Raw genomic sequence first — 21,893 nt, forward strand, 5'->3', positions numbered from 1 at the left:
CCGTCGTCTCGGTGAAGCGGTATTTACGGAGGGAGGCCGGAACCCGCAAGAGGAAAAAAACAGTTCGATGACATTATTTTCCGGACGGTCGAAAATTTCGCAAAATCTTGCGGTTCCGGTCACTTCCACCACAATCCATCGATCCGGCGCAGCCTTGTTGCCGGAAGGCTCAGGCGGTTCTCGCGACGGCCCTGCGCCCGTTGCGGATCGCCCGCACCGCCAGCAGCGCCACCACCCCGCCGAGGTAGAGCATCGGTTCCAGCGGCCAGGCCTTCACCAGAAGCAGGAAATGCAGGGCTCCGGCGAGGGCGGCGACATAGGTGAGCTTGTGCAGCCGCGCCCAGCCGGCCGGCCCCAGTCGGCGAATCGAGGCGTTGTTCGAGGTCAGGGCCAGGGGAATCATCACCGCAAAGCCCAGCATGCCCAGCATGATATAGGGCCGCTTCAACAGATCGGCCCCGATCTCGGCCCAGCGCAGCTGGATATCCAGCAAGAGCCAGGTCGCCAGATGCAGCACCACATAGAGGAAGGCCATCAGCCCCACCGCCCGGCGATAGCGGATCAGGCTGACCCCGGTGGCCCAGCGCAGCGGCGTGATCGCCAGACCCGCCACCAGAAGCTGCAGCGCCACCTCGCCCAGCCGATGCTCGATCGCCTTCACCGGATCGACGCCCAGCGCCCCGGAAAAGGTCTGCCACACCAGCAGCAGAAGCGGGATCAGCGCCAACGGATAGATCACCCAGCCCGGCACCGCGCGCAGCGCCGTGTTGATCCGCTGCGCCAGCATTCAGAAATCCACCGCCAGATCCTGCCCGGCATACATCTGCGCCACCTGTTCGCCATAGCCGTTGAACATCTGCGTCTCGATCCGCGGCGCGAAGAAGCCGCCGCCGATCCGCCGCTCGCTGGCCTGCGACCAGCGCGGATGGTCCACCTCGGGGTTCACGTTGCTGTAAAAGCCGTATTCCCGGGCGTTCTGCATGTTCCAGGTGGTCTGCGGCATGGCCTCGACGAGGCTGATCTTCACGATGCTCTTGATCGACTTGAACCCGTATTTCCACGGCACCACCAGCCGGATCGGCGCGCCGTTCTGCTTGGGCATCTCCTCGCCATAGAGCCCGGTCGCCAGGATCGTCAGCGGGTTCATCGCCTCGTCCAGCCGCAGCCCCTCGCGGTAGGGCCAGTCGAGCGACCGGCCCCGCTGCCCCGGCATCTCTTCCGGCCGCACCAGCGTCTCGAAGGCAACGAATTTGGCCGAGGGCTGTACCCCCACCCGGTCCAAGAGCGTCGCCAGCTCGAAGCCGACCCAGGGGATCACCATCGACCAGGCCTCGACGCAGCGGAGACGGTAGATCCGCTCCTCCAGCGTGACACCGGAGAGGATATCGCCCAGATCGTAATTGCCGGGCTTGTCCACCAGCCCGTCGATCTGCACCGCCCAGGGGTCCACAGTCAGCGCCCCGGCATTGGCGGCGGGGTCGCCCTTGTCGAGGCCGAATTCGTAGAAGCTGTTGTAGCCCGAGATCTCCTCGATGCTGTTCGGCGTCTCGTCGGTGGAGAACGCGCTCGGCACGGTGGCGATCTTCGCCACGGCGGGGCTGGCAATCGCCAACGCCCCGGCCCCGGCGATCAGCTGCCGCCGGTTCAGCCACAGCGGCTTCGGCGTCACATCCGCCCAGCTCAGATCATTCCGGTATCCCTTGCGCATCGCCGTCTCCCTCTTGCCTGAGGCAAACCTGCGCCGCGTGGGCGGAAAATCCAACAAAACTCGTGTCACTTTGCCGGGAAAAACCTGCAACAATTGACGGGTCGCAGCGAAAAGGGGAGGGGTCGCCCCCTCCCCTTCTCCTCAATGCACCACGGCTTCCTGCGGTCGCTCGCGCCGCGAGGCCGAGATCCGGTCGCCGATGATCAGCCCCTCGGATCCGGCGCTGACATGCACGGTGGCCCCGTCCATCACATCGCCCGAGAGGATCATCTCGGCCAGCGGGTCCTGCAGATGCCGCTGGATCACCCGCTTCAGCGGACGCGCCCCGAACACCGGATCGTAGCCTTCGTCGGCCAGCCACTGCTTCGCCGCCGCGTCCAGATCCAGCGCGATCTTGCGCCCGGCCAGCCGTTTCTCCAGCCGCTTCAGTTGGATCTCGACGATCGCCCCCATGTCGGCCCGTCCGAGCCGCTCGAAGATCACCGTCTCGTCCAGCCGGTTCAGGAACTCGGGGCGGAAATGCCCCCGCACCGCTTCCATCACCGAGGCCCGCGCCGCCGTCGGGTCGGCCCCGTCGGCAAGCTGGCTCAGCGCATAGGCGCCGAGGTTCGAGGTCAGCACGATCAGCGTCTGCTTGAAGTCCACCGTGCGGCCCTGACCGTCGGTCAGCACCCCGTCGTCCAGAACCTGCAAGAGCACGTTGAACACGTCCGGATGCGCCTTCTCGACCTCGTCGAACAGGATCACCTGATACGGCCTGCGACGCACCGCCTCGGTCAGCACCCCGCCCTCGTCATAGCCGACATAGCCCGGAGGCGCGCCGATCAGCCGGGCGACCGCATGTTTCTCCATGAACTCGCTCATGTCGATCCGCACCATCGCCTGATCGTCGTCGAAGAGATATTCGGCCACGGCCTTGGTCAGCTCGGTCTTGCCGACCCCGGTCGGCCCGAGGAACAGGAAGCTGCCCAGGGGACGGTTCTCGTCGTTCAGCCCGGCCCGCGCCCGGCGCACGGCATTGGCCACCGCCGTCAGCGCGACGCGCTGGCCGACGACCCGCTTGCCCAGCTCCTCTTCCATGCGCAACAGCTTCTCGCGCTCGCCTTCCAGCATCCGGCTGGTCGGGATGCCCGTCCAGCGTTCCACCACCTCGGCGATCTGCTCCGGCCAGACGGCTTCGGACACCAGAAGATCGCCCTCGCGCGCTTCCGCCTCGGCCAGCCGCTTCTCCAGCCCCGGGATGATGCCATAGGACAGCTCGCCCGCGCGGCCGAGATTGCCTTCGCGCTTCACCTGATCCAGTTCGGCGCGCGCCCGGTCGAGCTGCTCCTTCAGCTCGCGCGAGGCTTCCAGCTTGTCGCGTTCGTCCTGCCACTTCGCCGTCATCTCGGACGAGCGTTCGGTCAGCTCCGACAGCTCCTTCTGCAACCGTTCCAGCCGGTCCTTGGAGGCAGCATCCTCCTCCTTCTTCAGGGCCTCGGCCTCGATCTGCAGCTGCAGGATCTGCCGGTCCAGCGCGTCCAGCTCTTCGGGCTTGCTGTCCACCTCCATGCGCAGACGGCTCGCGGCCTCGTCCATCAGGTCGATCGCCTTGTCCGGCAGGAAGCGGTCGGTGATGTAGCGATGGCTCAGCGTCGCCGCCGCCACCAGGGCCGAGTCGCTGATCCGCACCCCGTGGTGCAGCTCGTATTTCTCCTTGATGCCGCGCAGGATCGAGATCGTGTCCTCCACCGTCGGCTCTTCCACCATCACCGGCTGGAAGCGCCGCGCCAGAGCCGCGTCCTTCTCGACATATTTGCGGTATTCATCCAGAGTCGTGGCGCCCACGCAATGCAGCTCGCCCCGCGCCAGCGCCGGCTTGATCAGGTTGGCCGCATCCATCGCGCCTTCCGATTTGCCCGCGCCAACCAGCGTGTGCATCTCGTCGATGAACAGGATGATCTCGCCCGCGGCTTGCGTCACCTCGTTCAGCACGGCCTTCAGCCGCTCCTCGAACTCGCCGCGATACTTCGCCCCGGCGATCAGCGCGCCCATGTCCAAGGCCATCAGGCTCTTGTTCTTCAGGCTCTCCGGCACGTCGCCATTGACGATGCGCAGCGCGAGGCCCTCCGCAATCGCGGTCTTGCCCACGCCCGGCTCGCCGATCAGCACCGGGTTGTTCTTGGTGCGGCGGCTCAGCACCTGCATCGCGCGACGGATCTCCTCGTCGCGGCCGATGATCGGGTCGATCTTGCCGTCCCGCGCCGCTTCCGTCAGGTCGCGCGCATATTTCTTCAGCGCGTCATAGCCTTCCTCGGCACTGGCACTGTCCGCCGTCCGCCCCTTGCGGATGTCGTTGATCGCCGCGTTCAGCTTCTGCGCCGACACCGCGCCCGCATCCAAAGCCTCCTTGGCCTTCGACGACACCATGCACAGCGCCATCAGGATGCGCTCCACCGGCACGAAACTGTCGCCCGCCTTCTTCGCGACCTTCTCGGCCTCGTCCAGCACCCGGACGAGCCCCGGGTCCATGAAGGGCTGGGCGTCGCCCGTCACCTTCGGCAGTTTCGCCAGCGTCAACTCCAGCGTCTCCGTCACGCGCTGGGGTTCACCCCCCGAGCGGCGGATCAGGTTGGCGGCAAGCCCCTGATCGTCATCCATCAACGCTTTCAGCAGGTGTTCGGGAGCGAGCCGCTGGTGGCTCTCCCGCGCGGCAATCGTCTGCGCAGCCTGCAGGAACCCGCGCGACCGCTCCGTGAATTTTTCCAAATTCATCGCAATCCCTTTCATCAAGCCCCCGGCGCACTCCCGCCCGATCATCGGCACGGCATATCCGGGTCTCAGGATGAAATTGGTCGCGGCGCCCGCCGAATTCAAGGATCACGCCCCGTTCAGCGAAGCGTGATTTTCCAAAGCGCGCGGCAGGGAACAAAATCGACCCGATCCGGCTTTTATCCACAACGTAAGTGACCGCAAGCATGACGAAAGAACTTCCCGACCGTCAGCCTGCGCCGTCCCGTCACAGTCCCCGAACCGCGTTCTAGGTTCATCCTGAAATCCTCCGCAGCAGCAATGACGCGCTGCGGATTGTCCGAGGAGTTTCGTCATGCGTATCCTCTCTGCCACCATCGAGCACGCTCATTATGCCCGGGACTTCGGGCAGGTCGAAGCGCAGGTCGCCCTGCTGGTGAAAGACAGCAGCCGCCCCGTCCCCTACATCCGCCGCATCTTCACGGTGGAGCCGGCCCGGGGCGACGAGCCGCTGCGCCAGCGGCTGACCGAAAGCGCCACCGCGCTCTATCTCGCGCGCTTCGCCACGCCGCCCGAGGTGCAGTTCAAGCACGCCGCCTGAGCGCGTCCTTCAGCGCCCGCACCCGGCCCGCGTCGGTGCGGCGCCGCCCGCCAAAGCCGAAGCCGCTCTCCTGCGCCACGACCGAGCAGGAGCCATGCACTTCGGCCAGCGGCAGCGCCGCCAGCGCGCCGGGGCTCTCCGCCGACACGCCGCTGCCCGGCATCACCACGATCCGCCCGGCAGCCTGCCGCATCAGCCGTTCCAGCACGGCGGCGCCCTCCGGCGCCGTCGCCGCCCCGCCCGAGCTGAGCACCCGGCGAAAGCCCAGCGCCACGGCCTGTTCCAGCGCCGCAGCCTGATCGGCGCAAAGATCGAAGCAGCGGTGCAGCGTCAGGTCCATCCCCGTCGCCGCCTCCACCAGCCGCCGCAGCATCCCGCCATCCAGCGCCGCGCCGCGCATGGCCCCCAGCACCACGCCGGCCAGCCCGGCGGCCCGCGCCGCCGCGATATCCTCCAGCATCACCGCCAGATCCGCCGCGCCAAAGTCGAAATCCCCCGCCCGCGGCCGGATCATCGCCAGCACCGGCACCCCGCAGCCCGCGGCCAGCCGCATCAGCCCGGCGGAGGGCGTCAGCCCGCCCAGCTCCAGCGCCGAACACAGCTCGATCCGGTCGGCCCCGCCCTCGATGGCCGCCGCCAACCCCTCGGCGGAATCGACGCAGACTTCCAGCAGCAGCTCAGCCAAAGGCCTGCGCCCCGGCGATGGCCGCGCCCACCAGCCCCGGCTCGGTCCTATGCGCCGCCGGCGTCAGCAGCGGCCCCGCCGTGCGCCGCAACAGCCGCGCCCGCACCGCGCCGTCCAGCGCCCCGATCAGCTCCGGCGCCGAGGACAGCCCGCCGCCCACCGGCACGGCGGAAGCGCCGACCACGTTCAGCACCATGGCCAGCGGCCCGCTGACCAGCTCCAGCCAGACTGCCACGGTCTGCGCCGCCGCCGCATCGCCCGCCTGCCAGCCGGCGATGATCGCCGTGCTCGCCGCCACCTGCCCGCTCAGCTTCAGATGCAGCCGCTCCAACCCGCGGGCCCCGCCGACCGTGTCGACACAGCCCGACAGCCCGCAGCCGCAGGGAAAATGCGGCACATCGAACCCCAGCGGCCGGGTGTTCAGCACCGGCCCGTGCCCCCACTCCCCGGCATAGCCGCCGGCGCCGGTGACGATCCGCCCGTCGATCACCAGCCCGCCGCCGACCCCGGTGCCGAGGATGATGCCGAACACCGTGCGATGCCCGACGCCCGCGCCCTGCTGCGCCTCGGCCAGCGCGAAGCAGTCGGCGTCATTGCCAACCCAGACCGGCAGCCCCAGCACCCGTTCCAGATCATCGACGATGGCGCGCCCGTCGACGCAGGGAATATTGGCGCATTTCAGCCGCCCGGTATCCGGATCGACGCAGCCGGCGATCGACACCGCGACGCCGCTGACCTCCCGTCCATGCAGGAACGTGTTCATCGCGTCGGTGAAGGCGCGGAAATTGGTCGGCGTCGGCGCCTCGCCCAGCCGCTCCACCCGCCCATCCGCGCCACCCAGCCCCGCCTTGATGCGCGAGCCGCCGATATCGAAGCATATGATCATGGTCACCCCCGGCGTCACGATTAACAGCCTCTTCCGGCGCTGTGTATCCCCCGCTTCGCATCTCCATCGGGGCAACCCCGCTTGACACACCGGCCCCCTCGCCGCATCACCCCGCCACCGCAGCAACAGGAGAATGACATGGCCGATGATCGTCTGATCGTGGCGCTGGATGTGCCCAACGTCGTGCAGGGGCTGGAGCTCGCCAACCGGCTGGGCGACGCCGTCTCCTTCTACAAGATCGGTCTCGGCATGCTGACCGGCGGCGGGCTGGCGCTGGCCAACGAGCTCAAGCAGGAACAGGGCAAGCGCATCTTCCTCGACATGAAGCTCTTCGACATCGGCGCGACGGTCGAGGCGGCGGTGCGCGGCTTCTCCAACTTCCAGCTCGATTTCCTCACCGTCCACGGCGACCCGCAGGTGGTCGCGGCGGCGGCGCAGGGCAAATCCGGCGGGCTGAAGATCCTGGCGGTGACCGTGCTGACCTCGCTCGACCGCGCCGACCTCGACGCCAACATGATCCGCCCCGGCGATCTGTCCGAAATCGCGCTGGAACGCGCCGCCCGCGCTCTGGAGGCCGGGGCCGACGGCGTCATCGCCAGCCCGCACGAGGCCGCGGCGATCCGCGCCCTGCCGCAGGCCAAGGGCCGGCTGATCGTCACCCCCGGCGTCCGCCCGGCAGGCGCGGCGCTCGGCGACCAGAAGCGGGTCGCCACCCCGGCGCAGGCGATTACCGACGGCGTCGACCACATCGTCGTCGGCCGGCCGATCTGGCAGGCCGACGACCCGCGCGCCGCAGCCGAAGCCGTCGTCGCCGAAATGGGCCGCGCGTAACGCAAAAAGGGCAGCCCGAGGGCTGCCCTTTCCGTATCCGTCAGGCCCGGATCAGTTGGCCGGAGCCGGGGTCGCCGGAGCGGGCGCCGCAGCGTCCGGAGCAGGCGTGGTCGCCTCGGGCGCCGGGGCGGTGGCGTCCGGAGTCACGGTCGCATCCGGGGTCACGGTCGCATCCGGCGTGGTGGTGGTGGCGGCCGGAGCGGTCTCGGTTGTGGTGGCCGGAGCAGTCGCATCATCGACCGGGGTCGGGTTCGCGAACAGGAACCACAGCACGGCGAGCAGGGCGACGATACCGCCCAGCACGAAGAAGATCGTGCGCGAGCCGGAACGCTCGACGGTGCGCTCCGTGGTGCGGTCGGTGCTGGTGTGGACGTTCGAGGTGCCCGGAGTGCCCGGATCACGGCGGTAGTCGGACATTTCTGCCTCCTGAAACTGTGTCATGTAGCCTATCAACACGGGCCGGACCCCGCGGTTCCGCAGAGCGCCGGCTTTCTGCGCAAAGCGGCAGGAAGCTGCCGCCTTCCCGGGCGAACCCCGTCCCGCGGCGACGAAAACCCTCAGTTGTCGTTGATATCCCGCTCCCACAGTTTCACCTGCCCCGCACCGCTGCCGAACACCCGCCGCAGCACCAGCCAGACCGCCAGCGAGATCAGCCCGAAGATCAACAGCACCAAGGGCAGCCCCGCCTCCAGCCCGAGCCAGAGCAGCGCCCCGGTGACGATCGCCCCCGCCGAGAAGCCGAGGAACACATAGCCCGGCAGCACGACCTCGATGATGCCGAGCACCACCCCCGCCACCATCCAGACCCACCAGACCAGCATCAGCCGCGCCCCTTCAGCATCTTGAACGCATCGGCAAAGGCATCCATCGCCGCCGCCGGCACGATGATCGTCTGCTTGCCGGCGCCCTGCCCCACCGCGGTCAGCGCCTCGACCTGCTTCAGCGCCACCTGATACTGCGCCGCCTCCAGCCCGTTCTTGGCGATGGCATCGGCGATCACCCCCGTCGCATAGGCCTCGGCATCCGCCAGAACCCGCCGCGCCTTGCTCTCCTGTTCGGCGGCATAGAGTTCCGCATCCGCGTTCAGCTCCACCGCCCGCTTGCGCCCCTCGGCCTCGGTCACCTGCGCCCGCCGCGCCCGCTCGGCATTCAGCTGCTGCAGCATCGCCGCCCGCGTCGCCTCGTCGAGATTGACGTCGAGGATCTCCGCCCGCGTCACCTCGATCCCCCAGTCATCCACCATCGCCCGCACCTGCTCGCGGATGTTCTGCGTCAGCTCGTTGCGGTTCGACTGCACCTGATCCAGCTCCATCTTGCCGATCTCGCTGCGCACGATCCCCGCCACCGTGGTGGCGATGGCCGCATCCACGTCGCGGATCCGGTAGACGGTCTTCTCCGGCTCGGTGATCCGGTAGAAGACGCTGGTCTCCACCTTCACCAGCACGTTGTCCGTCGTGATCGCATCCTGATGCGCCGTCGGCAGCTGCCGCTCGAGGATCGAGATCCGGTGCGCCACCCGGTCGAGGAAGGGCACCACGAAGTTGATCCCCGGCCCCAGCACCGCCCGCAGCCGCCCGAACCGCTCCACCACATGCTTTTCCGACTGCGGCACGATCCGCACGCCGAGAAAGATGCACAGGATGACGAAGGCCGCGAAGGCCAGCATCACCGCATTGCCACCAATGAAATCCGCCGGGTCCATCATCTGCTCCTCACATGAGGCCCCAGTCTCGCCGCGATCCGCCCCCGAAGGCAAGCGCAGCGCGCGCATCGGGGCCTTCCGCCGCAACACCCCCCGGCCCTAGGTTATCCTGCTGGCCGCCCAACAAGGAGCCGCCATGATCCAGATCCCCCTCGCCGCCATCGACGAATCCGCCCTGCCCCGCGACCGCGGCGCCCTCGACCCCGAGGCGCTGTCGGAGCTGCAGCATTCCATCGCCTTGCACGGGCTGCGCCAGCCGATCGAAGTGTTCGAGACGGCGCCGGGCCGCTACGCCCTGATCTCCGGCTACCGCCGCCTCGCCGCCATCCGCGCGCTCGAGGCTCTGGGCGGCCGCTTCCCCACCATCCCCGCCTTCCTCCGCAGCCCCGCCACCCTGCCCGAGGCGGTCGCCGCCATGGTGGCCGAGAACGACCTGCGCTGCGAGATCGCGCCCTGGGACAAGGGCCGCATCGCCGTCACCGCCCGCAATGCCGGGCTCTTCCCGACGCTCGACGCCGCCATCGACGCGCTCTACCCCACGGCTCGCGGCGCCCGCCGCACCCGCCTGCGTGCGCTGGCGACGCTGGCCGAAGAGCTCGACGGCCTGCTCGCCGCCCCCGAGACCCTGTCGCAGCGCCAATGCCTCCGCCTCGCCACCGCCTGCCGCGCCGGCTTCGCCGACCTGATCCGCACCGCGCTCGAGGAGTCCCGCGCCACGACCCCCGAGGCGCAATGGACCCTCCTGCAACCGATCCTGCTCGAGGCCGACCAGTCCCTGCACGACGAAACCCCCTACCGCCCCGGCCACCCCCGCCGCCTGCTGCGCCCGAGACCGGGCCTCACCATCCGCCGCGAACTGGCCCCCGAGGGCTGGGTGCTGAGATTCACCGGCCCGGAGGCGACCGGGATGATGATGGAGTCGGTGATGGACGAGGTGGAGCGGATGTATGGGAAGCCATGACCCCCGTAGGGTGGGGTTCCACCCCACCAACCCCAAGCCCCGTAGGGTGCGCATTCATTGCGCACCGAACAACGGCCCGCCCAAAACCGCCCATGGGTGGGGTAGAACCCCACCCACCCGACCTCCGGCGTCCTCCCCATCTCCGCCTCCGGTCCGCTTCTCATGGTGAGGTAAAACCCCACCCTACCCCAACCTCCGTAGGGTGGGGTTCCACCCCACCCTCCTCATCAACGCACCGCCCCGCCGCCACAAACCCCCACCCCACTCCTCGCGAAAACCCCTTACCAAACCCCTAACAAAATCCCGCCTCCCCAGTGATTCCAACCCCTTACCCCGATTTTCACGCGTGAAAATCCCCGATGCCCCGCCCCGCGCCGCCTGCTATACTGCCGCCATGCCCGCCCTCTGCCGAGATTGCCTGACCCAGTTCGACAGCGGACCCCGCTGCCCGTCCTGCCGTTCCCCGCGCATCCTCTCCCACCCCGAGCTCGCCTCGCTCTCCATCGCCCACATGGATTGCGACGCCTTCTATGCGTCGGTCGAGAAACGCGACCATCCCGAGCTGCGCGACAAGCCGGTGATCGTCGGCGGCGGCACGCGGGGCGTCGTCTCGACCTGCTGCTACATCGCCCGGATCAACGGCGTCCGCTCGGCCATGCCGATGTTCCAGGCGCTGAAACTCTGCCCCGGGGCGGTGGTGGTGAAGCCGCGGATGGAGGCCTATGTCGCCGTCTCGCGCCAGATCCGCGCGATGATGGAGGCGCTGACCCCGGCGGTGGAGCCGCTCTCGCTCGACGAGGCCTTCCTCGACCTCACCGGCACCGCCCGGCTGCACGGCGCGCCCCCCGCCGTCCTGCTCGCCCGCCTGACCCGGGCGATGGAGACCGAGCTCGGCATCACCGGCTCGGTCGGGCTGTCGCACAACAAGTTCCTCGCCAAGATCGCCTCCGACCTCGACAAGCCGCGCGGCTTCTCGATCATCGGGCAGGCCGAGACCGAGGCCTTCCTGAAGCCGAAGCCGGTCCGCATCATCTGGGGCGTCGGCACAGCCACCCAGACCGCGCTGGAAAACGCCGGCATCCGCACCATCGCCGATCTTTTGCGCTGGGACAGGCAGGATCTGACCGCCCGCTTCGGCCATATGGGCGACAGGCTTTGGCATCTGGCGCGGGGCGAGGATCACCGCCGCGTCTCGCGCGATGCCGAGAAGTCGATCTCGAAGGAGACCACCTTCAACGAGGATACCGCCAGCGCCGAGGTGCTCGACGGCCATCTCTGGCGGCTGTCGGAACAGGTCTCGGACCGGGCGAAGGCCAAGGAGCTGGCGGGGCGGACGGTGACGCTGAAACTGAAGCGCAGCGATTTCAGCACGATCACCCGGCGCCATTCGCTCGCCGATCCGACCCAGACCGCCGACCGGATCTACCGCGAGGCCCGCGCCCTGATGGACGGCGCGCGCGAGCCCGGGCCGTTCCGGCTCATCGGCGTCGGGATCTCCGATCTGACCACCGCCGATCAGGCCGATGCGACGGGCGACCTGCTCGACCCCGGCGCGGGCAAGCGGACGGCGGCGGAGCGGGCGACAGACAGGATAAGGCAGCGCTTCGGCAAGGATGCGATCATCAAGGGCCGCGCGCTGCGCTGACTATTCGGCGGCCAGCGGCAGCTGCGCCCGGCCGATGTCGGCGATCTCAGCCACGACCGAGGCGATCAGCGCCTTGAAGGCGTCGAAGCCGCCATGCCGCTCGATCCGCGCCTCGGTCATGTAGAGCGCGCGGTCGATCTCCACCTGCACCACATGCTGCCCGCGCGAGGGCCGACCGTAGGCCTGGGCGATATAGGCCCCGGCGAAGGGCGCGTTGCGCACCACCCGCAGCCCGGCATTGGAAAAGGCCGCCTCGATCCGCTCCATCACCCCGCGCCCCGCCGCCGCGCCGAAACGGTCGCCCAGCACCACCTCGGGCCGCGGCTGGCCGGGGCGGGCATGGGCCTCGATCGCCTCATGCGGCATCGAATGGCAGTCGATGAGAATCGCCTCCCCGAATTGCGCGAGGCTCTCTTCCAGCAGACCGCGCAGCGCGAGGTGATAGGGGGTCCAGTAGCGGGCGATCCGCGTCTCCGCCTCTTCCAGCGCCAGCTTGCCGCGATAGATCGGCCGCCCGTTCGCCACCACGCGGGGAATCACCCCGAGGCCGGAGGAGACCCGCGGGTTGTGCGGCGCCCGGGCCAGCCCCTCGATCAGCGCGGGGTCGAGCTCGTCGGCCGAGCGATTCATGTCGATATAGGCGCGCGGCACCTTCGCCGCGATCAGCGGCGCCCCGAGCCCCGGCGCGCAGGAAAACAGCTCGTCGACGAAGGCGTCCTCGGAGGAGCGGATCGTCATCTCGTCCAGCGCCGTGCGCCGCATCAGCGAGGCCGGATAGTCCCGACCGCTATGCGGCGAAGAGAAAAACGCCGCGGTATCGCGTCTTTCCGGGCGGAACAGGCTGTAGGCTTCGAACGTCATGCGGCATCCTTCACCCGGCGGAGCATGCGTCATTTTCTAGCGTTGCAAAACCCCTTGAACAGGCCGGCGACTCTATTTATAGACACGCCAACCGACGCGGTCCCGCCCGCGTCGTTTTCTTTCGGGAGCGACCCGGGATAACGAGGGTGGGATGGCAGCGGCAGCGTGGGCGGTTAGCTCAGCGGTAGAGCACTACGTTGACATCGTAGTGGTCACTGGTTCGATCCCAGTACCGCCCACCATTCACCGCCCCCTCACGGGGGCACAGTTTTTTCAAGGCGCACGCGCGCCGCGAATGGGAGAAAAGAGATGAAGGTTGCGAACTCGCTCCGCTCGCTCAAGCTGCGCCACCGCGATTGCCAGGTCGTGCGCCGCAAGGGCCGCGTTTATGTGATCAACAAGACGCAGAAGCGCTACAAGGCCCGTCAGGGCTGAGCCCAGACTGACCGACGGACGGATCAGCCGCCGAGGGAAACCTCCGGCGGCTTTTTCATGTCCGCCGGCAAGGCTGCTGGACCGCGCTCGGTCGTTTACAGCCGCCCTCCCAGACCCTACCATCGGCCCCGCACATACCGGAGGTCGCCCATGCCCCTGCCGCTCGTCCCCATCGCCGCCTTCGCCCTGCGCACCGGCGCGGTCGCCGGAGCCGTCTGGCTGGTCCGGCGCAGCCTTGTCGCCGGCCGCACCGACCAGCGCGCCGAGGATGCGCTGGACGACATGTCCGAGGGTCTGGCCCTGCACCGCCCCGCCGACCGCGCGGTGGACGGGGCGCGCCAGACCAATGTCGCCAGCCGCTTCCGCCGCACGCTGCGCTGGGGCGACAAGGGCGTCGAGATCGACGCGGCCCTTCTGGGCCGGTTGAAAATCCGCAAAGTCTGAACGGGAATCCCATGCGTCTGTATTACTCGCCGACCTCGCCCTATGTCCGCAAAGTCATGGTCCTGCTGCACGAGACCGGGATGCTCGACCAGGTGGAGCTGATCTCGGTCGGCGGCACGCCGGTCGACACCGGCACGCTGCCGCTGGCGCTGAACCCCTTGGGCAAGATCCCGGCGCTGGAGCGCGCCGACGGTCCCGCGCTTTATGACAGCCGGGTGATCTGCCGCTACCTCGACTCGCTGGCCGGCAACCGGCTCTACCCCGCGGGCAACCGGCTCTGGGACACGCTGACGCTGGAGGCGACGGCGGACGGGATGCTCGATGCGGCCGTCCTCATGGTCTACGAGACCCGGGTGCGCCCCGAGGAGAAGCGGTTCGAGCCTTGGGTCGAAGGCCAGTGGGGCAAGATCGACCGGGCGCTCGACGCGCTGGAAAGCCGCTGGATCGCGCATCTGACCGGCCCGCTCGACTTGGGCCAGATCGCCGTGGCCTGCGCGCTGGACTATCTCGACTTCCGTCACGCCGGCCGCGCCTGGCGCAGCGCGCGGCCCGACCTGGCCGCCTGGCACGCCCGCTTCGCCGACCGTCCCTCGATGGCGGCCACCGTTCCGGTCGCCTGACCACGATTCGCGCGGCCGGGCGGGCGCCAGCCCTTCCGCCCGGCCACGCTGCATCCGGGCCGCGCCGCGGCCCGGGGCGCCAGATATGCTCCCGGCCCGCCGCCGGGGGCAGCCGCGCCCCGCCGGACGCCCCCGCCGCCGCCTGCGGCCGCGCCGGACCCGAGCGCAACAGCCCCAATTTTTTCATGCAGAATTGGTCCTATAACGCCGCCTGCGCCTGTTTGTCCGCTGGACGCTGCAAGATCGTCGCACTAGAACGCGACAGGCAAGGCTGCGACTTTACCGCGGCCCCATCAACTGTTGGGCCCCGGTGCGGCCCTAGGAAGGGAGAAGTTCTCGTGTCCCACGCAGACGATCACGCAGGCACCCGCAGGGATTTCCTGTACTACGCAACGGCCGGCGCCGGGGCGGTGGCCACGGGCGCCGCCGTCTGGCCGCTGGTGAACCAGATGAACCCCTCGGCGGACGTGCAGGCGCTGTCGTCGATCTTCGTGGACGTGAGCGCGGTCGAAACCGGCACGCAGCTGACGGTGAAGTACCTCGGCAAGCCGGTGTTCATCCGCCGCCGCACCGAGGCCGACATCGCCTCGGCCCGCGAGACGCGGCTGACGGACCTGCCGGACAACAACGCCCGCAACGCCAACCTGGCCGACGCCACCGCCGACGCCTCGGACGAGCACCGCACGATGGACGAGGCCGGCGAATGGCTGGTGATGATGGGCGTCTGCACCCACCTCGGCTGCGTGCCGATCGGTGACGGCGCGGGCGACTTCGGCGGCTGGTTCTGCCCCTGCCACGGCTCGCACTACGACGCCGCCGGCCGCATCCGCCGGGGCCCGGCGCCGGAGAACCTGCCGATCCCCGTCGCCCAGTTCATCGACGAAACCACCATCCAGCTCGGGTAAGGAACAGCACCATGGCCGGAATTCCTCACGACCACTACGAGCCCAAGACGGGCGCCGAGCAATGGCTGCATCGGCGTCTGCCGATCGTCGGGCTTCTCTACGACACCATCATGATCCCGACGCCGAAGAACCTGAACTGGATGTGGATCTGGGGCATCGTCCTCACCTTCTGTCTCGTCCTGCAGATCGTCACCGGCATCGTGCTGGCGATGCACTACACGCCGCATGTCGACTACGCCTTCGCCTCGGTCGAGCACATCATGCGCAACGTGAACGGCGGCTTCATGCTGCGTTACCTGCATGCCAACGGCGCCTCGCTGTTCTTCGTCGCGGTCTACCTGCACATCTTCCGTGGTCTCTACTACGGCAGCTACAAGGCCCCGCGCGAGATCACCTGGATCATCGGCATGCTGATCTATCTCGCCATGATGGCCACCGCCTTCATGGGCTACGTGCTGCCCTGGGGCCAGATGTCCTTCTGGGGCGCCACGGTGATCACCGGCCTGTTCGGCGCGATCCCCGGCATCGGCGAATCGATCCAGACCTGGCTGCTCGGCGGCCCGGCGGTCGACAACGCCACGCTGAACCGCTTCTTCTCGCTGCACTACCTGCTGCCCTTCGTGATCGCGGCCCTGGTCGCCATCCACATCTGGGCCTTCCACTCCACCGGCAACAACAACCCCACGGGTGTTGAGGTCCGCCGCACCTCCAAGCAGGAAGCCCAGAAAGACACCCTGCCCTTCTGGCCCTACTTCGTGATGAAGGACCTCTTCGCGCTGGCCATCGTGCTCCTGGTGTTCTTCGCCATCGTCGGCTTCATGCCGAACTACCTCGGCCACCCCGACAACTACATCGAGGCGAACCCGCTCTCTACCCCCGCGCATATCGTGCCGGAATGGTACTTCCTGCCGTTCTACGCCATCCTGCGCGCCTTCACCGCCGACGTCTGGATCGTGCAGATCGTCCAGTTCATCACCTTCGGCATCATCGACGCCAAGTTCTTCGGCGTGCTGGCGATGTTCGGGGCCATCGCGGTCATGGCGCTGGCGCCCTGGCTCGACACCTCCTCCGTGCGCTCGGGCCGCTACCGCCCGGTGTTCAAGTGGTGGTTCGCGGTGTTCTGCGTGAACTTCGTGGTGCTGACCTGGGTGGGCGCGATGCCGACCGACGGGATCTACCCCTACATCTCGCTGATCGCCTCGACCTACTGGTTCGCCTACTTCCTGGTGATCCTGCCGCTGCTCGGCGTGATCGAGAAGCCGCTGGCTGCGCCGGCGACCATCGAAGAAGACTTCAACGCCCACTACTCGCCCGCTACCGGCGGCACCAAGACCATTGTGGCCGAGTAAGGGAAAGGAACTGGACATGATCCGCAAACTCACCCTCACCGCCGCCACAGCCCTCGCCCTCACGGGCGGGGCGGCGATGGCCGCCGGCGAAGCCCACACGCATGACGTGGACTTCAGCTTCGAAGGGCCGTTCGGCGCCTTCGACCAGCACCAGCTGCAGCGTGGCCTGCAGGTCTACACCGAGGTCTGCTCAGCCTGCCACGGCATGAAATTCGTGCCGATCCGCACCCTGTCGGACGAGGGCGGCCCCGCCCTCCCCGCCGATCAGGTCCGGGCCTATGCCACGCAGTTCACCGTGACCGACGCCGAGACCGGCGAGGACCGCGAGGGCAAGCCGACCGACCACTTCCCGAATTCGGCGCTGGAGAACGCGCCGGACCTCAGCCTGATGACCAAGGCCCGCGCCGGCTTCCACGGCCCGCTCGGCACCGGTCTGAGCCAGCTGTTCAACGGCATGGGCGGCCCCGAGCACATGTATTCGGTGCTCACCGGCTATACCGAAGTGCCGGCCTGCGCCGTCGACAACGAGCCGGACGGCTTCTACTACAACGAAGCCTTCGCCAACGGTTCGGTGCCGGACAGCTGCAAGGACGAGCATGGCGCCTCGACCGTCGCCGGCAGCTGGATCGCCATGCCGCCTCCGCTATTCGATGACATGGTGACCTATGCCGACGGCCACGAGGCCTCCGAACATGCCATGGCCGAGGACGTGACGGCTTTCCTGACCTGGGCCGCCGAGCCCAAGATGATGGCGCGCAAGCAGGCGGGCTTCACCGCGGTCGTGTTCCTCACGATCCTGTCGGTGCTGCTCTACCTGACCAACAAGCGCATCTGGGCCAATGCCAAGGGCAAGAAGAAGACCGTCTGATCCCGGTCGGACAGACAGACAGAAGGCCCCGCCATCGCGCGGGGCCTTTTTCATTGGTGCGCCCGTCAGCCCAGATAATCGCGCAGCGCCTGCGGCGGATCGGCGAACAGCGCTTCGGTCCCGCGCGGCGGCAGCGCCTCGCCGCCCGCCACCAGCACCGTCTCGCCGCCGAGCCGCCGCGCATCCTGCGGGTCATGCGTGACCATCAGCACCATGGCCCCGGTCTCGCCCGCGATCTCCGCCACCAGCGCCAGCATCTCCACCTTCAGCGCCGGCCCCAGGGCGGCGAAGGGCTCGTCCAGCAGCAGGACCGGCCGCGCCCTGAGCAGCGCCCGCGCCAGCGCCGCCCGCCCCTGCTGCCCGCCCGACAGCCGACCGGGCCGCGCCGCCCCAAGCCCCGCCAGCCCGACCCGCTCCAGCGCGCCCGCAATCCGCGCCTCCTGCGCCGCATCCAGCCGCAGCCGCGGCGACAGCCCCAGCCCCAGATTTTCGCGCAGACTGAGATGCGGGAACAGGTTCTGGTCCTGGAACAACATGCTGACTGGCCGATCCCCCGGCGCCACCGCCGCCAGATCCTTCCCCTGCCACAGCACCCGCCCCGCGCTCGGCGCGAGGAACCCGGCAATCGCCATCAGCAGCGTCGATTTGCCGCCGCCCGACGGCCCGATCACCGCCACCCGACTGCCCTCCGCCACCTGCCAGTCGGCCCTCAGGGTGAAATCGCCCTGCGTGATCCGCAGCTTCTCAAGCCTCAGCACCGCGGCGCCCTCCCCAGTCGAACAGCCAGAACAGCCCGAAACTCAAGGCCACCAGCAGCAGCGAGGCCGAAGCCGCCGCCTGCATCTGATAGGCCCCGACCAGCCGCTGCACCAAGAGGGGCAGCGTCGCCTCGCGCTCGCCGGCAAAGAGCGCGATCACCCCCAGATCGCCCATCGACAGCGCGGCGCAGATTCCCAGCGCGAATCCCAAGGGCCGCCGCAGCCGGGGCAGCACCAGCCAGCGCAGCCGCGCCATGCCGCGCAGCCCCAGGGCCTCGGCCAGCCGCCCGTGATCCGCCTGCATCCGCCGCGCCTCGGGCAGGATGACGCGGAAGGCGAAGGGCAGCGACAGCGCGGCATTGACCAGCACCGTCACCGGCAGGGCCACGCTTGCCGGGCTGACGAAGGGATAGACCGCCAGAAACAGCCCCGTCCCCAGCACCAGCGACGAGGCGGCCAGCGGCAGCGTCGCCGCCAGCTCGAAGCCCCGCGCCCCCCGCGCCGCCGCCAGCGCCAGCACCAGCGCCCCCGCGACCGAGACCAGCGTCGAGGCCAGCGCGACCGAGACCGACCGTCCCGCCGCCGCCCAGACCGTGTCCGGCAGGCTGCCAAGCCCCGGCAGCCCCGCCGCCACCACCGCGCCGAGCGGCGCCAGCAGGAACCCCGCCGCCAGCGCGATGGCCAGCGCATCGAGCCCCCGCCGCCAGCCCCCCGGCGCCAGCGTCAGCGCCGTCCGGTCCAGCCCCGCGCCGAATCCCGCTGGCAGCGCCAGCCGCGCCGCCGCCAGCACCGCCGCCGCACAGAGCGCGAATTGCGCCAAGGCCAGCACCGCCGCCCGCGTCAGGTCGAACTCGAATCGCAGCGCCTGATAGATCGCGAGCTCCAGCGTCGTCGCCCGCGGTCCGCCGCCCAGCGTCAGCGCCACGGCGAAACTGGTCAGGCAGATGACAAAGATCACCACCACCGCCCCCGGCAGCACCTCGCGCAGCATCGGCCGCTCCAGATGCCGGAACACATCGCCGGGGCCGAATCCCAGGGAGGCCGCCAGCCGGAACCGCTCCGCCGGAATCGTCGCCCAGCCCTGCAGGATCAGCCGCACCGCCAGCGGCATGTTGAGAAACACATGCGCCAGCACCACCCCATGCAGCCCGTAGACCGACAGCACCGGCAGCCCCAGCGCCTCCAGCCCGCGGTTGAGCAGCCCGGCCCGGCCGAAGACCGCAAGCAACCCCAGCACCGCCACGATCACCGGCAACAGGAACGGCGCTCCCAGGAGCGCGATCAGCGCCCCCCGCCCGGCAAAGCGCCGCCGCGCCAGCGCCCGCGCCACCGGCACCGCCAGCAACACAGAGGCCAGCGCCGACAGCACCGCCTGCCAGACGGTGAAGCGCAGGGCCGCCCAGTCGGCAGGCCCCAGCCGCAAGCCGCCGCCGGTCTGCAGCGCCACCACCGCCAGCGTGCCCAGCGTCAAGAGCCCCAGCGTTGCGGCGACCGCGCCTGCGGCTAGCGTGCCAGCGCGTTCCGCCATTCCTCCAGCGCCTCCTCCCGGATCGCCAGCGCCTCCTCCGAGGAGAACAGCAGCGTGGCCTCGGGGCGCATCGATTCGAAGCCCTCCGGCAGCCCCGCCTCCGGCGTCTTCGCCGGATACATCCAGTTCGTCGTCGCCAGCACCGACTGGAAGGTTTCGCCGGTCATGAAGTCGAGAAACCGGTCGGCCAGCTCCGGCTGGTCGCTGCCGGCCAGCTTGCCCGCGACCTCGACCTGCAGGTAATGCCCCTCGGCAAAGCGCGCCGCCGCCTTGCTGTCATCCTCCTCCGCGATCAAGTGGTAGGCGGGCGAGGTGGAATAGCTCAGCACCATGTCGGCCTCGCCGTTCAGAAACAGCCCATAGGCCTCCGACCAGCCCGGCGTCACCGTCACGATATTGTCGGCCAGCCCCTGCCAGATCTCCGCCGCCCGCTCGCCATAGGCCGCCTTCACCCACATCACGAGGCCGAGCCCCGGGGTGGAGGAGCGCGGGTCCTGGATCACGATCTTCAGATCCGACGCCGCCAGCTCCTCGAACGACCCCGGCGGCGAGGCCAGCGCCTTGTCATGCACGAAGGCGAACCAGCCCCAGTCGAAGGGGATGAACTGCGGATCGGTCCAGGTCACCGGCAGGTCGAGCGCGGGCATCTTGCCATGCGGCGCAAAGAGCCCCGTCGCGGCAGCGGCAGCGGTCAGGTTGGTGTCGAGCCCCAGCACCACGTCGGCGTCGGAACGCGCGCCTTCCAGCTGCACCCGCGCCAGCAGCGCCGCGCCGTCGCCCGCCGCGACGAAGCGCAGATCGCAGCCGCACTCGGCCTCGAAAGCCTTTTCCACCGCCGGCCCCGGCCCCCATTCGGAGATGAAGCTGTCATAGGTCATCACAGTCAGCACGGGGGTCTCGGCCGCAGCCATGCCGGCCGCCGCAAGACATCCCGTGGCAAGTATCGGAGTGCGCATCTTCATCCTCTCTCACGACGGGCGGAGACGGGATGGAGATCGTCCATGCACCTTCCCTCCGCCGGTCTTAACCGGGTCAGGTTCAACGGGTCCGCTTTCGCATCTCAGCCACTCAAGGCACCCCGAGGTATCCCCGACCATACCGGGGCCCCAACCGTCCGCAAGGCGAAAAGATCGCGCGGGGGCCGCCCCGCCCGCGGCGTATCGGCAAAATCCGGTTCCCCCGAGCCCCGGCTTGCCCTATGCCTTGGCCGCAAATCGCGGCCCAACTCGGGGCCTTGGCCCCAATCGGGGCCCGAAATCGGGGACTGCCTGCCATGAGCTTCAACACCTTCGGCCATCTCTTCCGCGTCACCACCTGGGGCGAAAGCCACGGCCCGGCGCTCGGCGCCACCGTCGACGGCTGCCCGCCCGGCGTGGCGATCGACGCCGCCGCGATCCAGCACTGGCTCGACAAGCGCAAGCCGGGGCAGAACAAGTTCACCACCCAGCGCAAAGAGCCCGACGAGGTCAAGATCCTCTCCGGCACCTTCGACGGCCTCTCCACCGGCACGCCGATCCAGCTGATGATCGAGAACACCGACCAGCGCTCCAAGGATTACGGCGAGATCGCCCAGGCCTTCCGTCCCGGCCATGCCGACATCACCTATCACCAGAAATACGGGCTACGCGACTATCGCGGCGGCGGCCGCTCTTCGGCGCGCGAGACCGCGGCGCGCGTGGCGGCGGGCGGTGTCGCCCGCGCGGCGCTGGCGATGCTGGCTCCGCAGGTGAAGATCACCGGCTACATGGTGCAGATGGGCCCGCGGCAGATCGACCGCAGCCGCCTCGATCTGGCCGAGGTGGAGCGCAACCCCTTCTGGTGCCCCGACGCCACCGCCGCCGCCGACTGGGCCGCCTATCTCGATGAGCTGCGCCTGTCGCACAACTCGGTCGGCGCGGTGATCGAGGTGGTGGCCCAGGGCGTCCCCCCCGGCCTCGGCGCCCCGGTCTACGGCAAGCTCGACAGCGATCTCGCCTCGGCCATGATGAGCATCAACGCGGTGAAGGCGGTGGAGATCGGCGAGGGCATGGCGGCGGCCAGCCTCACCGGGGTCGAGAATGCCGACGAGATCCGCATGGGCAATGACGGCCCCATGTATCTGTCGAACCACGCCGGCGGCATCCTCGGCGGCATCTCGACCGGGCAGGATGTGGTGGTGCGCTTCGCGGTGAAGCCGACCTCCTCGATCCTCACCCCGCGCCGCACCATCACCATGTCGGGCGAGGAGACCGAGCTGATCACCAAGGGCCGCCACGACCCCTGCGTCGGCATCCGCGCCGTGCCGGTGGCCGAAGCGATGATGGCCTGCGTGATCCTCGACCACCTGCTGCTCGACCGCGGCCAGACCGGCGGCCTGCGCGGCCGGATCGGCTGATC

23 protein-coding genes, 1 tRNA gene and 1 riboswitch are annotated in these 21,893 nt (G+C 69.0%); of the genes, 12 read left to right on the forward strand and 12 right to left on the reverse strand.

The genetic code is table 11. The features are described 5' to 3' along the window. Positions 1 to 169: 169 nt before the first annotated feature. The 3 genes from msrQ to clpB form a co-directional block, all read right to left on the reverse strand. Positions 170 to 787 carry a protein-methionine-sulfoxide reductase heme-binding subunit MsrQ gene (gene msrQ, locus C5F48_RS00005; protein WP_107661858.1) on the reverse strand — a complete coding sequence of 206 codons (618 nt, stop codon included), beginning with the start codon at positions 785 to 787 and terminating at the stop codon, positions 170 to 172. Then, positions 788 to 1,708: a protein-methionine-sulfoxide reductase catalytic subunit MsrP gene (gene msrP, locus C5F48_RS00010; RefSeq protein WP_107661859.1), complete on the reverse strand. Its 921-nt coding sequence runs from the start codon at positions 1,706 to 1,708 to the stop codon at positions 788 to 790. It abuts the gene before it with no gap. A 141-nt stretch (positions 1,709 to 1,849) separates the two neighbouring features. Then, positions 1,850 to 4,462, reverse strand: coding sequence for an ATP-dependent chaperone ClpB (clpB, locus tag C5F48_RS00015; protein ID WP_107661997.1), 2,613 nt, complete (start codon positions 4,460 to 4,462; stop codon positions 1,850 to 1,852). Between the two features lie 331 nt (positions 4,463 to 4,793). Here clpB and C5F48_RS00020 point away from each other — a divergent pair, with 331 nt between their 5' ends. Beyond that, complete coding sequence (locus C5F48_RS00020) at positions 4,794 to 5,039, forward strand: hypothetical protein (protein ID WP_107661860.1); 246 nt, start codon at positions 4,794 to 4,796, stop codon at positions 5,037 to 5,039. On the opposite strand, the gene C5F48_RS00025 is transcribed toward C5F48_RS00020, so the two are convergent. Next, a complete protein-coding gene (locus C5F48_RS00025; RefSeq protein ID WP_107661861.1) occupies positions 5,023 to 5,724 on the reverse strand; it encodes a copper homeostasis protein CutC in 702 nt (233 codons plus the stop codon). The genes C5F48_RS00020 and C5F48_RS00025 overlap by 17 nt on opposite strands. Further along, positions 5,717 to 6,610 (reverse strand): ROK family protein, encoded by an 894-nt coding sequence (locus C5F48_RS00030; RefSeq protein WP_107661862.1) that lies wholly within the window; start codon positions 6,608 to 6,610, stop codon positions 5,717 to 5,719. The genes C5F48_RS00025 and C5F48_RS00030 overlap by 8 nt, the downstream gene beginning before the upstream one ends. A gap of 138 nt (positions 6,611 to 6,748) precedes the next feature. Here C5F48_RS00030 and pyrF point away from each other — a divergent pair, with 138 nt between their 5' ends. Then, positions 6,749 to 7,441 (forward strand): orotidine-5'-phosphate decarboxylase, encoded by a 693-nt coding sequence (gene pyrF, locus C5F48_RS00035; protein ID WP_107661863.1) that lies wholly within the window; start codon positions 6,749 to 6,751, stop codon positions 7,439 to 7,441. 51 nt (positions 7,442 to 7,492) lie between these two features. Here pyrF and C5F48_RS00040 read toward each other — a convergent pair whose 3' ends face one another. The 3 genes from C5F48_RS00040 to C5F48_RS00050 all read right to left on the reverse strand — a co-directional run bounded on the left by C5F48_RS00040 (position 7,493) and on the right by C5F48_RS00050 (position 9,143). Further along, positions 7,493 to 7,882: a hypothetical protein gene (locus tag C5F48_RS00040; protein WP_181247660.1), complete on the reverse strand. Its 390-nt coding sequence runs from the start codon at positions 7,880 to 7,882 to the stop codon at positions 7,493 to 7,495. Positions 7,883 to 7,998: 116 nt separating this feature from the next. Next, positions 7,999 to 8,262, reverse strand: coding sequence for an NfeD family protein (locus C5F48_RS00045; protein ID WP_107661865.1), 264 nt, complete (start codon positions 8,260 to 8,262; stop codon positions 7,999 to 8,001). Then, positions 8,262 to 9,143, reverse strand: a complete 882-nt coding sequence (locus tag C5F48_RS00050) for an SPFH domain-containing protein (RefSeq protein WP_107661866.1) — start codon at positions 9,141 to 9,143, stop codon at positions 8,262 to 8,264. Before C5F48_RS00050 ends, C5F48_RS00045 begins: the two co-directional genes overlap by 1 nt. A gap of 136 nt (positions 9,144 to 9,279) precedes the next feature. Here C5F48_RS00050 and C5F48_RS00055 point away from each other — a divergent pair, with 136 nt between their 5' ends. Together C5F48_RS00055 and C5F48_RS00060 are read left to right on the forward strand one after the other, a co-directional pair. Continuing rightward, positions 9,280 to 10,104 carry a ParB/RepB/Spo0J family partition protein gene (locus C5F48_RS00055; RefSeq protein ID WP_107661867.1) on the forward strand — a complete coding sequence of 275 codons (825 nt, stop codon included), beginning with the start codon at positions 9,280 to 9,282 and terminating at the stop codon, positions 10,102 to 10,104. A 394-nt stretch (positions 10,105 to 10,498) separates the two neighbouring features. Further along, entirely contained in the window at positions 10,499 to 11,749 is a 1,251-nt protein-coding gene (locus C5F48_RS00060) for a DNA polymerase IV (RefSeq protein ID WP_107661868.1), read from the forward strand. Here C5F48_RS00060 and C5F48_RS00065 read toward each other — a convergent pair whose 3' ends face one another. Continuing rightward, positions 11,750 to 12,610: an N-formylglutamate amidohydrolase gene (locus tag C5F48_RS00065; RefSeq protein WP_107661869.1), complete on the reverse strand. Its 861-nt coding sequence runs from the start codon at positions 12,608 to 12,610 to the stop codon at positions 11,750 to 11,752. A 167-nt stretch (positions 12,611 to 12,777) separates the two neighbouring features. On the opposite strand from C5F48_RS00065, the gene C5F48_RS00070 reads away from it, so the two are divergent. From C5F48_RS00070 to petC, 7 genes are all read left to right on the forward strand, one after another. Next, positions 12,778 to 12,852 (forward strand) — tRNA-Val (locus C5F48_RS00070). A 67-nt stretch (positions 12,853 to 12,919) separates the two neighbouring features. Next, positions 12,920 to 13,045, forward strand: coding sequence for a type B 50S ribosomal protein L36 (gene ykgO, locus C5F48_RS00075; RefSeq protein WP_002722020.1), 126 nt, complete (start codon positions 12,920 to 12,922; stop codon positions 13,043 to 13,045). Positions 13,046 to 13,195: 150 nt separating this feature from the next. Further along, positions 13,196 to 13,489: a hypothetical protein gene (locus C5F48_RS00080; protein WP_107661870.1), complete on the forward strand. Its 294-nt coding sequence runs from the start codon at positions 13,196 to 13,198 to the stop codon at positions 13,487 to 13,489. A gap of 11 nt (positions 13,490 to 13,500) precedes the next feature. Further along, the gene (locus C5F48_RS00085; RefSeq protein WP_107661871.1) at positions 13,501 to 14,109 is read left to right on the forward strand and encodes a glutathione S-transferase; all 609 of its coding nucleotides are present in this window, start codon (positions 13,501 to 13,503) and stop codon (positions 14,107 to 14,109) included. Positions 14,110 to 14,447: 338 nt separating this feature from the next. Next, positions 14,448 to 15,014: a ubiquinol-cytochrome c reductase iron-sulfur subunit gene (gene petA, locus C5F48_RS00090; RefSeq protein ID WP_107661872.1), complete on the forward strand. Its 567-nt coding sequence runs from the start codon at positions 14,448 to 14,450 to the stop codon at positions 15,012 to 15,014. An 11-nt stretch (positions 15,015 to 15,025) separates the two neighbouring features. Continuing rightward, the gene (gene petB / locus C5F48_RS00095) at positions 15,026 to 16,363 is read left to right on the forward strand and encodes a cytochrome b (RefSeq protein ID WP_107661873.1); all 1,338 of its coding nucleotides are present in this window, start codon (positions 15,026 to 15,028) and stop codon (positions 16,361 to 16,363) included. Positions 16,364 to 16,379: 16 nt separating this feature from the next. Then, positions 16,380 to 17,231: a cytochrome c1 gene (gene petC / locus C5F48_RS00100; RefSeq protein WP_107661874.1), complete on the forward strand. Its 852-nt coding sequence runs from the start codon at positions 16,380 to 16,382 to the stop codon at positions 17,229 to 17,231. Between the two features lie 65 nt (positions 17,232 to 17,296). Here petC and C5F48_RS00105 read toward each other — a convergent pair whose 3' ends face one another. From C5F48_RS00105 to thiB, 3 genes are read right to left on the reverse strand one after another with little or no spacing between them, the layout of a single operon-like run. Next, positions 17,297 to 17,989: a thiamine ABC transporter ATP-binding protein gene (locus C5F48_RS00105; RefSeq protein WP_107661875.1), complete on the reverse strand. Its 693-nt coding sequence runs from the start codon at positions 17,987 to 17,989 to the stop codon at positions 17,297 to 17,299. Further along, complete coding sequence (locus tag C5F48_RS00110) at positions 17,976 to 19,517, reverse strand: ABC transporter permease family protein (RefSeq protein ID WP_107661876.1); 1,542 nt, start codon at positions 19,515 to 19,517, stop codon at positions 17,976 to 17,978. Before C5F48_RS00110 ends, C5F48_RS00105 begins: the two co-directional genes overlap by 14 nt. Next, complete coding sequence (gene thiB, locus C5F48_RS00115; RefSeq protein ID WP_107661877.1) at positions 19,493 to 20,473, reverse strand: thiamine ABC transporter substrate binding subunit; 981 nt, start codon at positions 20,471 to 20,473, stop codon at positions 19,493 to 19,495. The genes C5F48_RS00110 and thiB overlap by 25 nt, the downstream gene beginning before the upstream one ends. Positions 20,474 to 20,509: 36 nt before the next feature. Then, positions 20,510 to 20,608: riboswitch (TPP riboswitch) on the reverse strand. A 182-nt stretch (positions 20,609 to 20,790) separates the two neighbouring features. Here thiB and aroC point away from each other — a divergent pair. Continuing rightward, positions 20,791 to 21,891, forward strand: a complete 1,101-nt coding sequence (aroC, locus tag C5F48_RS00120) for a chorismate synthase (protein WP_107661878.1) — start codon at positions 20,791 to 20,793, stop codon at positions 21,889 to 21,891. Positions 21,892 to 21,893 lie beyond the last annotated feature (2 nt).

It is taken from the genome of Cereibacter changlensis JA139 (genome assembly GCF_003034985.1).
GTDB lineage: Bacteria > Pseudomonadota > Alphaproteobacteria > Rhodobacterales > Rhodobacteraceae > Cereibacter > Cereibacter changlensis.